General features: G+C 55.0%; 17 protein-coding genes. 5 read left to right on the top strand and 12 right to left on the bottom strand.

What is annotated here, in order from left to right; translation table 11 throughout:
* Nucleotides 1-346 precede the first annotated feature (346 nt).
* The 3 genes from SLH47_RS23285 to SLH47_RS23275 are packed head-to-tail and all read left to right on the top strand — an operon-like array spanning nucleotide 347 to nucleotide 2,378.
* Nucleotides 347-628 (top strand): hypothetical protein, encoded by a 282-nt coding sequence (locus SLH47_RS23285; RefSeq protein WP_320243138.1) that lies wholly within the window; start codon nucleotides 347-349, stop codon nucleotides 626-628.
* On the top strand, nucleotides 629-1,327 hold the full coding sequence (locus SLH47_RS23280; protein WP_320243136.1) for a ParA family protein: 699 nt from the start codon (nucleotides 629-631) through the stop codon (nucleotides 1,325-1,327). It abuts the gene before it with no gap.
* Between the two features lie 19 nt (nucleotides 1,328-1,346).
* On the top strand, nucleotides 1,347-2,378 hold the full coding sequence (locus tag SLH47_RS23275) for a hypothetical protein (RefSeq protein ID WP_320243135.1): 1,032 nt from the start codon (nucleotides 1,347-1,349) through the stop codon (nucleotides 2,376-2,378).
* A gap of 529 nt (nucleotides 2,379-2,907) precedes the next feature.
* Here SLH47_RS23275 and SLH47_RS23270 read toward each other — a convergent pair.
* From SLH47_RS23270 to SLH47_RS23255, 4 genes are all read right to left on the bottom strand, one after another.
* Nucleotides 2,908-3,171: a BrnA antitoxin family protein gene (locus tag SLH47_RS23270; protein WP_320243134.1), complete on the bottom strand. Its 264-nt coding sequence runs from the start codon at nucleotides 3,169-3,171 to the stop codon at nucleotides 2,908-2,910.
* Nucleotides 3,164-3,442, bottom strand: a complete 279-nt coding sequence (locus SLH47_RS23265; protein WP_320243132.1) for a BrnT family toxin — start codon at nucleotides 3,440-3,442, stop codon at nucleotides 3,164-3,166. The genes SLH47_RS23270 and SLH47_RS23265 overlap by 8 nt, the downstream gene beginning before the upstream one ends.
* Before the next feature lie 1,441 nt (nucleotides 3,443-4,883).
* Nucleotides 4,884-5,225, bottom strand: a complete 342-nt coding sequence (locus tag SLH47_RS23260) for a HigA family addiction module antitoxin (RefSeq protein WP_320243130.1) — start codon at nucleotides 5,223-5,225, stop codon at nucleotides 4,884-4,886.
* Entirely contained in the window at nucleotides 5,197-5,472 is a 276-nt protein-coding gene (locus SLH47_RS23255) for a type II toxin-antitoxin system RelE/ParE family toxin (protein ID WP_320243128.1), read from the bottom strand. Before SLH47_RS23255 ends, SLH47_RS23260 begins: the two co-directional genes overlap by 29 nt.
* 363 nt (nucleotides 5,473-5,835) lie before the next feature.
* Between SLH47_RS23255 and SLH47_RS23250 the strand changes: the two genes are divergently transcribed.
* Nucleotides 5,836-6,132, top strand: a complete 297-nt coding sequence (locus SLH47_RS23250) for a hypothetical protein (RefSeq protein ID WP_320243127.1) — start codon at nucleotides 5,836-5,838, stop codon at nucleotides 6,130-6,132.
* A 318-nt stretch (nucleotides 6,133-6,450) separates the two neighbouring features.
* Here SLH47_RS23250 and SLH47_RS23245 read toward each other — a convergent pair whose 3' ends face one another.
* Nucleotides 6,451-6,657, bottom strand: a complete 207-nt coding sequence (locus SLH47_RS23245) for a hypothetical protein (RefSeq protein ID WP_320243126.1) — start codon at nucleotides 6,655-6,657, stop codon at nucleotides 6,451-6,453.
* Nucleotides 6,658-7,416: 759 nt separating this feature from the next.
* On the opposite strand from SLH47_RS23245, the gene SLH47_RS23240 reads away from it, so the two are divergent.
* Entirely contained in the window at nucleotides 7,417-7,659 is a 243-nt protein-coding gene (locus tag SLH47_RS23240; protein WP_320243124.1) for a hypothetical protein, read from the top strand.
* A gap of 40 nt (nucleotides 7,660-7,699) precedes the next feature.
* On the opposite strand, the gene SLH47_RS23235 is transcribed toward SLH47_RS23240, so the two are convergent.
* The 7 genes from SLH47_RS23235 to SLH47_RS23205 all read right to left on the bottom strand — a co-directional run bounded on the left by SLH47_RS23235 (nucleotide 7,700) and on the right by SLH47_RS23205 (nucleotide 11,440).
* Complete coding sequence (locus SLH47_RS23235) at nucleotides 7,700-8,074, bottom strand: transcriptional regulator (protein WP_320243122.1); 375 nt, start codon at nucleotides 8,072-8,074, stop codon at nucleotides 7,700-7,702.
* Nucleotides 8,075-8,085: 11 nt separating this feature from the next.
* Entirely contained in the window at nucleotides 8,086-8,388 is a 303-nt protein-coding gene (locus SLH47_RS23230) for a type II toxin-antitoxin system HigB family toxin (protein WP_320243120.1), read from the bottom strand.
* A gap of 1,112 nt (nucleotides 8,389-9,500) precedes the next feature.
* Nucleotides 9,501-9,920 carry a hypothetical protein gene (locus SLH47_RS23225; protein WP_320243118.1) on the bottom strand — a complete coding sequence of 140 codons (420 nt, stop codon included), beginning with the start codon at nucleotides 9,918-9,920 and terminating at the stop codon, nucleotides 9,501-9,503.
* Nucleotides 9,910-10,152 carry a type II toxin-antitoxin system prevent-host-death family antitoxin gene (locus tag SLH47_RS23220; protein WP_320243116.1) on the bottom strand — a complete coding sequence of 81 codons (243 nt, stop codon included), beginning with the start codon at nucleotides 10,150-10,152 and terminating at the stop codon, nucleotides 9,910-9,912. The genes SLH47_RS23225 and SLH47_RS23220 overlap by 11 nt, the downstream gene beginning before the upstream one ends.
* Before the next feature lie 97 nt (nucleotides 10,153-10,249).
* The gene (locus SLH47_RS23215) at nucleotides 10,250-10,783 is read right to left on the bottom strand and encodes a hypothetical protein (RefSeq protein ID WP_320243115.1); all 534 of its coding nucleotides are present in this window, start codon (nucleotides 10,781-10,783) and stop codon (nucleotides 10,250-10,252) included.
* 5 nt (nucleotides 10,784-10,788) lie between these two features.
* Nucleotides 10,789-11,205: a hypothetical protein gene (locus SLH47_RS23210; protein WP_320243114.1), complete on the bottom strand. Its 417-nt coding sequence runs from the start codon at nucleotides 11,203-11,205 to the stop codon at nucleotides 10,789-10,791.
* Nucleotides 11,198-11,440: a type II toxin-antitoxin system prevent-host-death family antitoxin gene (locus tag SLH47_RS23205; RefSeq protein WP_320243112.1), complete on the bottom strand. Its 243-nt coding sequence runs from the start codon at nucleotides 11,438-11,440 to the stop codon at nucleotides 11,198-11,200. Before SLH47_RS23205 ends, SLH47_RS23210 begins: the two co-directional genes overlap by 8 nt.
* Nucleotides 11,441-12,603 lie beyond the last annotated feature (1,163 nt).

The raw sequence follows: 12,603 nt of genomic DNA, 5'->3' as shown, positions 1-12,603 counted from the left end.
TCGTGGCTCACAGGGCGCGCCAGAGGCGTGGTTGCGTGCGACAACCCACGCAAGACAGCCCGGTAGGCCGATACGCGCCTTGGTACATGCTTGTAACAAGTACACCACAAGGTACTTGCATGTAACAAGTAAGCACAAAGGTAGATGCTTTCTTCCTTGGTCGTCACATGGAAAAGACATGTTACATGCAAGGACCATGGAACTACACAGTTACTTGCATGAAGCTTTTCGTCACTGGTAGCAATCTGGGTACAAGCGAGTGCCATGTTAGAGACGTTCTGTTTTGAAGGACCATGCAAGTGACATGGCCCACACATCTTTTCACTTGGCTCTACGAGGCGACACCATGTCAATGTCAGATGAAAACGAGTTCCTGCAATCCCTGCAGGCCGCGGACGATCTTGCCGGAAAAGGGACGGCGGCTCCTCGTGCGACCACCGAGCCACCAGTCGGCTTTGGATCGCGGCGAAAGCGAGGCGTTTCGAATGTGCCCTTCAATCACTCCATCCTCAAGGAGACTGCCGCGGGGTTCTATGACATCGCGATACGCCATGATTGGACCATGAACCGGACCCTGACTGAGGCCCTCAAGCTTCTCGCGATGGCCGACAAAAAGGGAGAGCTTTAAATGGCGACAGTCTGGACCCTTGCCAGCACCAAAGGTGGCTGCGGTAAAACAACTCTCACCGCAATCATTGCCGGTGAGATCGTCAGGAACGGCGGGACGGTCGTCCTCATCGATACCGACAAAAACACGCCACTCATGAGATGGGCGGCCAAAAACAGGCTGCCTGATGCGGTGACCGTCCTCGACGCCACAGATAAGTCGGGACGCGAGCTGACCGACGCGCTTCAGCGCCTCAAGGACAGCAGAAGTTTTGTTTTGATCGACACAGAGGGAACCCGGAACATGCTCACGGGGCTGGCCGTGCAGCAATCCTCTGTTGTGGTCATACCGATGAAGTGGAGCGAGTTGGATGTGGCTGAGGCACTCAAGATTCAGGATTTCGTCGCCGTCGCCTCTCAGGCAAGAGGCCGCCCAATTCCATCTGTGATCGTTCCGAGTCAGGTTGACGCCGTGATCGAAAGCAAGGCTCAACGTGCCGTCAAGAAGGCGTTGGCCGACACCGGAGCAACATGGATAGATCCCCCCGTTCTGACCAAGTCGCCGTATGTGGCCATGTTTACGGAAGGGCGGCTTTTACATGATCTGGATACCACCACCAACAGCCAGGTCCTTCAGAATGCCAAGGACAATGCTCACGCAGTGGTGAAGGCCATAGGCAAAGCCGCTGTCGAATTCGCGCACGCCTCCGCTACTGGCTAATCCGAAAAGGGGTCGTGCCTTGCAAACTGTTCCAGACATCTATCGGGCGGCCGTTGCAGCAGCATTCTATGCAATCCTGATAACGTTAGGTCTTCAGGTTGGCCTTTGGGCGGCCGCCTTCAATCCTGTGCTTCACTATATCAATCTTTGCATTCTTGGCATCGTGTACTGGATGCTCGCAGCAAGCATCTACAATGCGACCAGCAGCCTTTTTGCCGACGAAAACGCCGCGGTTCAGCCGGAGCGCATTATCTACAGTGCAATAGTCGGCGCCTTGTTGGCCGTCTTCTGCCTGATCCACGCGCCCAATTTGCACACTCTTGTGGCGTTGATCGATCCAGATCTTCCATGGTCGCTCACGACACCTGCCTGGGAAACTGCGCAGCTCGTTGCCAGCAACGGCGCGCGCCGCTTTATCTCTGCTTTCCTGATCCTGAGTGTTTTGGTGAACACGGCTCTGGTGTTGACCGCCCTGTACATTCTCATCGGGCGGTCTCAAGCCATGCCCATGCCGACACGTTGGGTGCGGTCTGCAAAGGAACCAAGTCCGGCGGCGCTGCTACGAGAAGACTATGACCAGCTTCGGCTTCAACATCGCAACCTCGATGTCGAGCATAAGAAGCTACAGCGCGAACATGGTGACGCGACCGAGGCGATCGCAAGACTGCGCACCACAGTCGCAGATCAGAGAGATTCCATCGCGGCATACAAGCAAGAGCACGTTCGACTTTCAAATGATCTGGAGCGCTATCAGCACAAGCATCGTGAGGTGGCGGCACAGCTTTCACGGGTTCAGGAAGATCGGGACGCCGCCTTGGAAAAGATGGCCGAGATCAAGGCAGCGTTAGATGAATCTCAAGACGCAAGGGCCGAACTAACGCATCACATTGCGCAACTGCGCGACCAGTCGATCAGGACATCGGATGAAGAACCCGTTCATGAGGAGCATCCTCTTCTCACGCTGATGGAAATAGACCGACAGCGTTTGGAAGCCGGTCGGGAAGATGGGGTATCGACGACATCACCTCAACCACCACCAGAGACCGCATGACAGTAGTGCCGCCTATCGTGTGCTTGCTTTGATGCCCGAGGTGAGGGAGCGCACCGGCCCCCCTTTGGGGGGCCAAACAAAAATCGTGGCCGCTTGCGGCCTCTTTATCAGGACAGCGGCCAGGGTGCGCCTCGTCTGGCTTGCTCGTCAGCCGTCGGATCGGTCGCGCACCGCAGCGTTGGCTGGTCGCATCAGTGGCGGCTGCAAGCTGAAAATTGTTTCGCGAGTAATGCGCCGCTTTAGCGGCGCAGGGGAATTTTCTGCTTGTTGACGACGCGCGACCTGCCAAAAGTGAGGATCGCGGCTGATCCGACGGCTGACGAGCTGCACGGCGCATTGGGCACATCGGACCAAGATCCCGGCTGCGCAAAGTCGCCCGACAAGACGGCCAGCGGGTGGGAGATCACCGCCGCCGCGGCCAAGCAGTCTGATGCAATCAGTTCGCGCTTGCGCGGCCCCCTCCATGATATCAACCAGTGGTGCGTTGCACGTTCTGTTGAAAGCATCGTTCATACCGCGAAGTGGCCGTTTACTGGTCCAACCCGAGCCGGTCCCGCAAATGCTGGTTTAGTCGGGTTTGCCAACCCTTAGGGTCTGGTGAGCGCAGGGCATCCAGAACATCATTGTCCAGTTTGACGGTGACTTGAGCCTTGTTTGATCCTGTAGGGCGACCACGCCGCCGGGGTGTGGCGTCAGGGGCTGCCTCCCATGTGTCAGGGTCTTTGGTGATGCGGGCGCGGATTTCCGCGTCCTGCTCGGGGGTGTTGTCGGGGATATTCGGGGCTTTAGCCATTGTGAAACTCCTTTCTCCAGATTTTGATTTCGGCGTTGGTCGCAGGACGCAAGGACACGATGCGAATTGTGTTCTCGCTACGCTCAACCGTAACGACAGCCGCCAACGTCAAGTCAATCGGGCCGATCCACAGTTCGCGCTGTTCATGGTCAACAACTTGGGTTTCGACACACAGGGCAAAGGCCCAGTCAAAGCGATCCATCGCATCAAAGGACAGGCCATGCTTTTCTTGGTTGCTGGTATTCTTGGCGCTGTCCCATTGATAATTCATCGACTTGTTGACCCCTGTGTTCTTATAATTAAAGTAACGCCTTTTAATCGAACTGTCAATAATTAAAGTAATGACTTTTATTCAGAGAGGCGTATTTTTGTGCACCAAGTGGCCTGCTGGATTATGCGGACGTTCCGCGACCTCTTGGTGCCGCTTTGACAAAACACCATCAACCACCCCAAGAGCTTTAGCTCTTCTCAGCAATTCACACGCGCCACAGAAATTCGCGGAAGGCAGGAGCGTCAGCCACTAGCGGGCAGGCAGGGCCTGCCATCGGTTGTTTGATGCGCAACCATCAGGGGCCCCCGCTCAAGCGGGGATTAGCCAACCTGTTGGCTAACGCTGCGCATCACGCAGCTTGACCAGTTTACTGGTCAACTTCTTTACGCTCGACACGTTCGTCCCGGCGGATCGCATCTTGTATCCTGTTCCATCGCAATGCAAGCATAGGGAGACACCGTCGTGCAACACACCGCATCCGTCGCAATGCGCACAAAACTCGTTGGTAAACCTATTGTCGTTTACATCGATCAGTCTCGGAAAGGTCATTTCACCACCCTCTCATTTAGCCTCAGGTTTTAGGGCCTCTTGATATGCACCATATTAGCACTGAAAACCTCTGCAACCTATTGATTTATTTGTGGTAATGTGAATTTTGTCCTTGCCAACCACACTGAACCCCGCTTGTTTTGATGCCCGAGGTGAGGGAGCGCAACGGCCCGCTTGCGGGCCAATAAAATGATGCGGCCGCTTGCGGCCACGACTTAAATACGGCGCACAGGTTTCGGCTCTGTCTGGCTTGTTCGTCAGCCGTCGGGTCGGTCGCGCACCGCAGCGTTGGCTGGTCGCATCAGTGGCGGCTGCAAGCTGAAAATTGCTTCGCGAGGAATGCGCCGCTTTGGCGGCGCAGGGGAATTTTCTGCTTGTTGACGACGCGCGACCTGCCAAAAGTGAGGATCGCGGCTGATCCGACGGCTGGCGAACTTAGAACAGATATCGGTGCATAGGACCCGGCTTGGGGTTTACCCCAAGCCCATCGACGGCATTCATGCCGTCCAGAAAATCGGGTTCATCCCGGTTTTCCAGCATCAAGCCCAATCAGCTACTAGCTGATTGGACCGGCAAATACTTGCAAAAGAGATCGTTACCCTCTGGACCGAAACAAGCATGTTCGGGCGACCATGCGGTCGCGGTGGCGTCCTTCGGCGCGCAACACCCATCCCTGGCGCTGCCGGGAAGCAGTCTGATGCAATCAGTTCGCGCTTGTGCGAATGGGGGGCCGCGCCCGGCGCAGGGGGGGCCTGATTATATTTTCAAGGAAGCGCAGCGACTATGAAAATAAGGAAGGGGCCAAGGTGCGGCCCCCCTCCCGCACTTTCAACACACACCACCGGTTCATCAGCCCATAGCCTCAATTGTTTCGCTGACTGCTACTGTTGCTTCACTCTGCAGCAACGACAGTTGGAATATTTGACACATCAACAGTTCTGGAAGCATTCCATTCATCATATGCACCCTGCATCCTGATCCACAAACCGGCGTCGTTCCCAAATAACTTACCCAGACGCACAGCAAATTCCGGGCTTACCGGCTTCCGCTCGGCCAGAACGTCATGCAAATGTTGGCGCGACACACCAAGTAGCTTTGCGATCTCTGATTTTGACCGCTTGGTTGCAGGTATGACATCCTCGCGCAAAAGCTCACCGGGATGCGTCGGGCATCGTTTCAGGTCACGGGTCATCATCATCTCCTTCTCAGTGATACTGCTCAAAATCAACGACATGGGCATCGCCATCTTCGAACACAAACGTAATGCACCATGGTCCGTCTACGTGAACGGTGTAGCGCGTTGGATCAAAGCCTTTGAGGGCATGAAAACTAAAACCCGGCAGGTTCATATCTTCTGGCCGCACTGATGCTTCCAATGCATCAAGGCGTCGTAAAATCCGCTTGTGCAAACGCGCATCAATCTTTGATTTTCCGGTTTCCCAGAGTGCTTTTAGCTGCTTATTGTTGAAGCTCTTGATCATCATTTAATGTAGCCTAACAGCTTACATATGTCAACAGATAGACTACACTAATTCTGAATTTTTCGGTCTTGCTTTGATGCCCGAGGTGAGGGAGCGCACCGGCCCCCCTTTGGGGGGCCAAAAAAAATCGTGGCCGCTTGCGGCCTCTTTATCAGGACAGCGGCCAGGGTGCGCCTCGTCTGGCTTGCTCGTCAGCCGTCGGATCGGTCGCGCGTCAATCCTCATGTGACGGAGATGGCGCGGCACACAAGTGGACCGTGGAATAACGAGCACGCGCTTGCGCGCGCGCAGCTTATGCCGCGAAAGCCCCTTGGGGGACGTGACAGCTTCGGCTAAATGAGGTGCGCGACTGATTGACGGCTGATGAGCTGCACGGCGCATTGGGCACATCGGACCAAATTCTCGCGCACCAACACACACCCAACGGCGCCCTTCGGCGCGCAATGCCCACCCGCTGGCGCTGCCGACAAGCAGTCTGATGCAATCAGTTCGCGCTTTCGCGAATGGGGGGCCGATCCCACTGGACCGCTCTCACCGAAAATACCGAGTATCCTTGAGGCGCTGGCGGGTGGACACAAAGACCAGTTGCCTGCCGCAGGTCAGCCGCTTCGGAGCCAAGGGATCGCGCGGGCGAATCCTGATGGCGAGAATGACGGGTGACCGGTCAACGTGCGCCACGCAGCCGCATCATGAATTGGTCGGGGCATGTGGCCCCGACCATGGGTTCAAGTGATGACGTTCGTATCCACGTGACCGCAGTGGATGCAGAACATCCGCCAATATCGGTTAACGGCTCCACCCTCAGCCTTCTCCCAGCTGACGCGCTTTGCTCTTTGCAGGCATTTGGGGCAGTCGCAATTTGTACCAATTGCGGTTTCTTCGAGTTCGAGGATATTGCTCATGTGAAGTAGTTGGATGTCTTTGTCTAGCATGTCCGTTTGTCCTTGTGGAATGGCGAGCCTGCTGTTCAGGTTGGCATCAATCAGGCCAGCCGTTGAGCTGTCGCGCGCGCGCGCTCATTGCCAGCGCAACGGTCAGTTTGACTTCGACGTCATCACCGGCCTTTGCACTGGCAACCCATCGCTGGGCTTGGTTTCGGCCAACACCTAAAACACGCACTACGTCGATTGCGCTGCTGCATTTTGCTTTTTCCATCCAATTCAGAAAATCGTCGGCCTTCATCATATCACCCTGTCATCAGGGTGTTGATGACGAGCAAAATCAGCGTGATCGAAGACACGGTGATACTAACATATGCGATACGTTTAGACATTTGGAACCTTTCTGCGCCATTGCAAACAAGCGCTTCCGATGGTAAAGAAGGTGCCGCTGACCCCTGCGGTAACAGAGGCCAGCGGTCCAGATTACCAGTGGTGTATGATGTTGATGAACAACATGATTGCCACGATAATCTGGAAAATAAGAGCGAGTTTTTCGACTTTCATCTCTTATTCTCCTTCTAGCGCGGGGCAGGCCCATCCTGCCCCTTTGCGCTCTTACATAATGCACTTTTAAGTGCGATTATGCAAAGGTTAAAATGAAAATAATCGTTTAATTACAGCGTAATAGTAGAAAAAACACCCAAGAGCGTTACCCTTTCTCTCTCAGCAATTTCCCGCACAACATCCGCCTTACCTTGATTGTGTTCTTGGTGTTGAGCGCAACCATCGACGATCCGACTTGCTCACACCGAACGTCGCCTGCTTGCTTTGATGCCCGAGGTGAGGGAGCGCACCGGCCCCCTTTGGGGGGCCAAACAAAAATCGTGGCCGCTTGCGGCCTCTTTATCAGGACAGCGGCCAGGGTGCGCCTCGTCTGGCTTGCTCGTCAGCCGTCGGATCGGTCGCGCACCGCAGCGTTGGCTGGTCGCATCAGTGGCGGCTGCAAGCTGAAAATTGTTTCGCGAGTAATGCGCCGCTTTAGCGGCGCAGGGGAATTTTCTGCTTGTTGACGACGCGCGACCTGCCAAAAGTGAGGATCGCGGCTGATCCGACGGCTGACGAGCTGCACGGCGCATTGGGCACATCGGACCAAGATCCCGGCCGCGCAAAATCGCCCGACAAGACGGCCAGTGGGTGGGAGATCACCGGCACCGCCGACAAGCGGTCTGATGCAATCAGTTCGCGCTTGCGCGAATGGCGCGCGCCCTTCCCATACTCTCAACACACACACCATCGGTTCAATTGAGAAGGCAGGACGGTCCCACTAGACCGCCCTTTGTTGGAAGTCATTCTGCTGCAACTTGGTAAGGTTTCACGAGGCAATCTGCAGGGATATGCCATACCGAACTCAGCTTGTGAATCATCTCTACAGTCATAGCCCTTTTGCGATTCAGCACCTCGGACGCGCGTGAACGCGAACCGAACAGCTCTGCGAGATCAGCTTGAACTCTGCCGGTGGCCTCCATGTGCCGATGTAGCAGTTCAACTGGCTCCACGGGTTCGACTGGATACGTTCGGTTTTCATAGTGCTCTACAAGATCATAGAGAACATCCAATTCGTCGCCCTCTGGGGTGTCAGGATCACTACCCCAAAGTTCATCAATTCGGGCCAGCGCAGCAGTGAGATCATCGTTGTTACGGATCGGTCTAATCTTGGTCATATCGTTTCCTCCTAGTATTGCGAGACCGTCATCACATCTACACGGTCATACTCTTTGTGGGTGCCGATGAACTTCACAAAAGTAATTCTTCTGCGAAACTCGAAGGCACAGATCATACGGAAATCGCCGCCTGCGACCTCAAATCTAACTCGTTCTGCATTCAGCACCTTTGCCTTTGGAAAGGTAAGCTGAACGTCATTTGTCGAAGCCCAGTCAGCCGCTTGAGCGATGTTCAGCCAATGGTCAAGCGAAGCCCGAGCGTTGGGGTTCTTCGCGCCAAACTCTGTAATCGTCCGCTTCGCAATGATCCGCATGTCGCCCCGCTGTTCCCATATTGGGAATATGCCGCGGACGCTGTGCTAGGTCAAGCCCCTTTTCCCAAATTGGGAACATAATCACTTCGCACCTTTGTTGGAAGTTTATTTGCGAAATTCCTTTCTTTCTTTGCAATTTCCCGCACAACACCCGCCTTACCTTGATTGTGTTCCTGGTGTTGAGCGCAACCATCGACGATCTCCCTTGCTCACACCGAACGTCGCCTGCTTGCGTTGATGCCCGAGGTGAGGGAGCGCAACGGCCCGCTTGCGGGCCAATAAAATGATGGGGCCGCTTGCGGCCACGACTAAAATACAGCGCACAGGTTTCGGCTCTGTCTGACGAACTTAGGACAGATATCGGTGCACAGGACCCGGCTTGGGGTTTACCCCAAGCCCATCGACCGCATTCATGCCGTCCAGAAAATCGGGTTCATCCCGGTTTTCCAGCATCAAGCCCAATCAGTTACTAGCTGATTGGGCCGGCGAATACTTGCGAAAGAGATCGTTACCCTCTGGGCCGAAACAAGCATGTTCGGGCGACCATGCGGCCGCGTTGAAAGCTGGCTCCGCGGAGACAGGTTTCAGCGCACTTGGGCCGCAGGGAGACCGCCTGCGCAGCTGGCGGTCGAGTAGAGCGCGGTCCCGAGCTGCAGGCTCGGGACTTGCCCTAACCAAGCCGATTCAACGTCTCAGCTTGACCCTTAAGACCCGGCTGGTTGATGGAAACAGCATCAAAGTGAGTTGAACGAGTATCCAAGCTCAGCGGTCCTGGCGCGGGTGGGAGTTCACCGTCGCCGCGGACAAGCAGTCTGATGCAATCAGTTCGCGCTTGCGCGAATGGGGGGACGCGCCCGGCGCAGGGGTCGTTACCCCTTGTGGGCCGAGACACCTTTGGTGGCTCGGGTGAAGCTTTGCCGAACTAGAGCCCGATCAGCTTCAACTGATCGCCCCGCAATCCAAGACGATAAAGTCTATTGTCTTTGCAACCGATATGGCGGCAACCTACAAGCTCGCTACGATGATTTTACCCCAACTCGAAGCTGGTGCGTACCGAGCAGACGAGGTTGGCATGTTCTTCTTTGAAGAAACGTTTGTTGCGCCTGCAAGCTTCAAGTTCTCTCAGCAATACTTAGTTTGCCATTTTTTCGGACCGATTGAATGGCACGCAAAACCGTGTCCGTGAATGCTGGACCGAACTGCCCTCTGGGGTTACGATCTTCCAGCGTGTAGGAAGCTTCCAGAACGTCAGCGTTCAACTCATCCACTATAACCCAAAGTGAAACGTGGCTGTCGAGTTTTGCACGGTGTAACTCTGTCTCTGGGATAGCAATTGCGAGACGTCCTGCGTCAGGTCGCTTGCTTGTGATCGGCGCAATGAACAGAACATGCTGACCCTCTGCGTTCATCACCACCAAGGCCATGCAGCAAGGCCGTTTTTTGCGACCTTCTGTTTCGCCCTTTTCATCCTGCCACTTCCAAAGATAGTGGTAGTCGAAAACTTGCCCCGCTTGTGGAAAATCATTTGCCACGGAAATGTTCCTCTAAGCCTTGATCCAGCAACGCGCCCAACTCTGGCGGCATATCAGCCACGGAGACTGCAACTTGCGTTGTGCGGCCCTTGGTGAGTGTTTCGTAGCGTTCCATCGACATCACAACAAAGCGCGGTTTCCTGTGCTTTGTGATTGCAACAGGTGCAACCGTGGCTGCTTCAAAAACATCAGCAGGAGAGCGGTTCATCTCTGCGGCTGGGAACTCTTTCATCAGCCCATCCTCCTTAATCCGTATAATTCAACATATATGTAATATACGGATATTCCTGCTATTTACAAGTTCAATCGACCTATTGAAACCAGATTGGCTACCTATCCTTCGATCGCGCAACAACTCCGTCTTCGGTGATCGCTGCGATATTGTCAGGCGTGCGACGTGACAACTCCACGCCATCGCCTGACATCATGGCTTCGACATATTCCGTCATTTTCAGGATCGAGCCGTCCGCCTCGATGTACGTGGTATCGTCATCGGTTTCGCGTGTGATCGCGCCATCGACCTTGATCCGCACCCACGTGCCATTCACACGGATCGCGACGGAGTCGTCTTCAACGACAATACCTTCCCAACCGATATCGTCGCTATCGCGTCGCAGGACGATTTTGTCTGGCTGCAACTTTATCTGAACATCGCGCGTGGTTGATCTGTCCTCGGCACGCACCTCCAGGAACGCCTCCTGAACCATTTGGTCACTGTGGATCTTCGCGTTGGCGTTCTTGGGCGGCCAGACCTTCGGCTGATTGCGCACGTTGCCCAGCGGATCGGTGTGGAAACCAATGTAGAGCTGCGCAGACTTCCATAGTCGGCGGGTTGTTTTTGAAATGGAGGATTGTGCGGTCATTTCGACTACTCACGTCCAACGGTAGCGATGGCACCTACGGTTAGCTGTTCTTTCAGTTTTTCAAGCAGTTGGTCCGTGAACGCTCGGCTAAAGCTGCCGCTCCCGGTCCTGTCGCTGATATAGTACGACTGTTCGTAGATCTCCCTGTTCCACTCTGACAGAATGATCCATTGGGAATACTCGCTATCGAGACCTGCCCGGTGAACCTCAGTTCTCGGCACAGGCAGGGTCACAACATCACCGGCAGGTTCTTTAGTGGTGATGGGAAGGATGTAAACACGGTGATGGCCGGATCTGAGGGGAACAACCAAGGCAACGCAGCATGGCCGGTCTTTGCGCCCCTCGGTCTCGCCAAGGGCAGACTGCCATGCCCAGAGATAGGGATAGTGGAAGACATCACCTGTCTGAGGCCGGTCAGTCACGGTTCAATTCCTTGTCAATGCCTTCGAGCATTTCGCTTCGAACATCCTCTGGCACGGTCGCAAGCTCGAAAACCTCCCGCGCACCTTGTCCCTTTCTCAGTGCCTCATAGTGCTCTGCGCTCATCAACACGTATTTGGTCCGTCTGTACTTGGTGATAGCAACCGGAGCGCGCAAAGCGGTTTCAAGAATTTCGCCGGACTTTCGGGTAATGTCTGCTGATGGGTACTGTTTCATGTCATGACCTCCAATACTCAAAAATTACAAAACATTTGAGAGAATTGCAAGTTTTTGAATGCTATTGATCGTTGTTTTCCCGTGCTTTCAACCAACTATCACCCTTCGAAATGACATCAGCGTAGTGTCTCAAAACTGCAGCCCGATTGCTCAGCATTACATGCGCTGTGCGCGCGCCTCCCGCGTGGCGGCCCGCCACCGCTTGAAGCCCTCGATCAGTCCGAGTTTCGTCCGCGGACGATAGACGACATCTCATTCGCAACAGTCGATTTTGTGATCCAGATAGACGCGATGCCAAAGCCTGTGCAGCAACTTCACTTGTTGCCCGGAGCTCCAGCAGGACGGGCAGGGGACATGGCCAATCTCGTCTTCTTCGTAAACATCGCCGCGTATGCTGTCCCGCGCATTGGATATCTTCCTAATCAATTCCATGGTTTTGCCTCTTTCGGTTCCACGTTGTGCAACGCCAGATGCCATCCCACTTGGAAGGCCCTTTCAAACAGGCCACGGAAACGGCCTGTTCTGCGCTGCCACTTGCTATCTGTCCCCCTTCCGCGTTTTTCCCCTGCAAGGAGGGGGGCCGATGGAAAAGATCCGGAGCTGATCCGGGCGGGGTGGTCAGGCTGAAAAACGGAAAGTTTGCCCGCTTGCGGGTAAAAGCCGTTTTTCTGCTTGAGGCGCACAAAAAGAAAGATGTGATCCGCGCCAGGGCGCGGATCTCTTTTTGCGCCTTCCACCACGACGGGATCAGATACGAGAGATTTTCGGCCCCCTGACGCCGAGGAAAACAAGCGCCGCAGACCGCTTGTCGGTCTGCGCTTTGCTAGATGTCTATCGAGCGTGGTCCTTGCAAAAGGCCGAGTGAAACGAGGGAATCGCGTTACCCGCAGGGACGAAACAACCATGTGCAGGCGACCATTTTGGCCGCACCGGCAAGCTGGCTCGGAGAGACAGATTCCGGCGCTCTTCGGCCGAAGTTCGATCGCATGTGGTTGGTTCGGGTCGGGCGCCGGTGCGGCTGGCGTCCGAGTAGCGACCGGTCACGAACTGAAGGCTCGGGATTTGCCCATAATCCCTGACAGGTTCACAGCACGATATTGGATCTGGTCTGCCCCCTGCTCATCATGGATCGACGACATTCTTTCTGAGGGCCATTCCGGCCG

The sequence above is a fragment of the Cognatiyoonia sp. IB215182 genome, assembly GCF_033963905.1.
In the GTDB taxonomy this organism is placed as follows: Bacteria; Pseudomonadota; Alphaproteobacteria; order Rhodobacterales; family Rhodobacteraceae; genus Yoonia.
The sequence above is the reverse complement of the archived record's forward strand: the minus strand, read 5'-3'. Positions and strand labels throughout refer to the sequence as shown.

Coding starts and splice junctions, on each gene's coding strand:
- SLH47_RS23285 (WP_320243138.1), top strand. CDS start 347: ATGTCAATGTCAGATGAAAACGAGTTCCTGCAATCCCTGCAGGCCGCG.
- SLH47_RS23280 (WP_320243136.1), top strand. CDS start 629: ATGGCGACAGTCTGGACCCTTGCCAGCACCAAAGGTGGCTGCGGTAAA.
- SLH47_RS23270 (WP_320243134.1), bottom strand. CDS start 3,171: ATGGCTAAAGCCCCGAATATCCCCGACAACACCCCCGAGCAGGACGCG.
- SLH47_RS23265 (WP_320243132.1), bottom strand. CDS start 3,442: ATGAATTATCAATGGGACAGCGCCAAGAATACCAGCAACCAAGAAAAG.
- SLH47_RS23260 (WP_320243130.1), bottom strand. CDS start 5,225: ATGTCGTTGATTTTGAGCAGTATCACTGAGAAGGAGATGATGATGACC.
- SLH47_RS23255 (WP_320243128.1), bottom strand. CDS start 5,472: ATGATCAAGAGCTTCAACAATAAGCAGCTAAAAGCACTCTGGGAAACC.
- SLH47_RS23250 (WP_320243127.1), top strand. CDS start 5,836: ATGAGCTGCACGGCGCATTGGGCACATCGGACCAAATTCTCGCGCACC.
- SLH47_RS23245 (WP_320243126.1), bottom strand. CDS start 6,657: ATGATGAAGGCCGACGATTTTCTGAATTGGATGGAAAAAGCAAAATGC.
- SLH47_RS23235 (WP_320243122.1), bottom strand. CDS start 8,074: ATGACCAAGATTAGACCGATCCGTAACAACGATGATCTCACTGCTGCG.
- SLH47_RS23230 (WP_320243120.1), bottom strand. CDS start 8,388: ATGCGGATCATTGCGAAGCGGACGATTACAGAGTTTGGCGCGAAGAAC.
- SLH47_RS23220 (WP_320243116.1), bottom strand. CDS start 10,152: ATGAAAGAGTTCCCAGCCGCAGAGATGAACCGCTCTCCTGCTGATGTT.
- SLH47_RS23215 (WP_320243115.1), bottom strand. CDS start 10,783: ATGACCGCACAATCCTCCATTTCAAAAACAACCCGCCGACTATGGAAG.
- SLH47_RS23205 (WP_320243112.1), bottom strand. CDS start 11,440: ATGAAACAGTACCCATCAGCAGACATTACCCGAAAGTCCGGCGAAATT.